This window comes from Streptomyces sp. NPDC058401, assembly GCF_042722885.1.
GTDB lineage: Bacteria > Actinomycetota > Actinomycetes > Streptomycetales > Streptomycetaceae > Streptomyces.
In genome coordinates, this window is sequence record NZ_JBHXKA010000276.1 from 1 (window position 1) to 1,071 (window position 1,071).

Genomic DNA, 1,071 nt, shown 5'->3' on the forward strand with positions numbered 1-1,071 from the left:
CTAGGTGTGTTGTCCGGGCAGGTTGGTGACGCGGCTGGCGGGTGTTTGGCCTTGGATGCCGGTGTGGGGTCGGTGGTAGTTGTACCAGTCGATCCAGTCGGTGAACGCGATCTGGCGTTCGGCGTCTGAGGTGTAGGGCCGCTGGTAGGCCCATTCTTCGAGCAGGGTGCGGTGGAAGCGTTCGACCTTGCCGTTGGTCTGGGGCCGCCAGGGCCTGGTCCAGCGTGGGTTGATGCCCAGGTCACGGCAGGTCTGGCGCCAGGTGTTCTTGCTGTAGGCCCAGGCGTTGTCGGTCAGGACGCGTTCGACGGTGATGCCTCGTTCGGCGAACCAGACGGTGGCCCGGGTGAGGAAAGCGGCGCAGGTGTCGGCCGTCTCGTCGGGCAGGTCTTCGGTGTAGGCGAGTCGGGTGTGGTCGTCGAGCGCGGTGTGGAGGTAGGCGTATCCGGCCCCATTGCGGCGGTCCTTGTTCGGGCTGCCGGCCGCCCGGCCGAGGACTTTGTGTCCGCCTCCGTTGGGGATCCGGCCGAGTTTCTTGACGTCGATGTGGACGAGTTCGCCCGGGCGGGCGCGTTCGTAGCGGCGGATGGGTTCGCCGGTGGCCCGGTCCAGGGCCGCCAGGGGCGGAAGGCCGTGGCGGGTGAGGATGCGGTGGGCAGTGGAGGCTGCGATCCCGGTGCGGGCGGCGAGTCGTAGGGGTCCGATGCGGTGTTCGCGGCGTAGTCGCAGGACGTGTTCCTCGACCGCGGCCGTCGTTCTGGCGGGCTGATGGTGGGGTCGGCTGGAGCGGTCACTCATTCCGGCAACGCCAAGTTGCCGGTAACGGCCGGCCCAGCGGGCCGCGGTGGTGTGGCTGACCTGGAAACGCTCCGCGGCCCGGCGCACGGGCCAGCCGTCGTCCACGACACAGCGGGCCAGTCGCAGTCGGCCGGTCTCGGTCAGCGGGGCATTACGGTGGACCACGAGGGCCTCCTCGGCTAGGTGGAGATGTCGCAATCCACACCGAACCCGGAGGCCCTCACCCATTTCAAGAACCCAGCACGCGTGTCACCAACGTCTCGGGACAACACA

Annotated in this window: 1 protein-coding gene; it reads right to left on the bottom strand. The window is 68.5% G+C overall.

Features of this window, described 5'->3' with window-relative positions:
- Entirely contained in the window at positions 1-963 is a 963-nt protein-coding gene (locus tag ACFWNV_RS39720) for an IS481 family transposase (RefSeq protein ID WP_383957243.1), read from the bottom strand.
- Between the last annotated feature and the right edge of the window lie 108 nt (positions 964-1,071).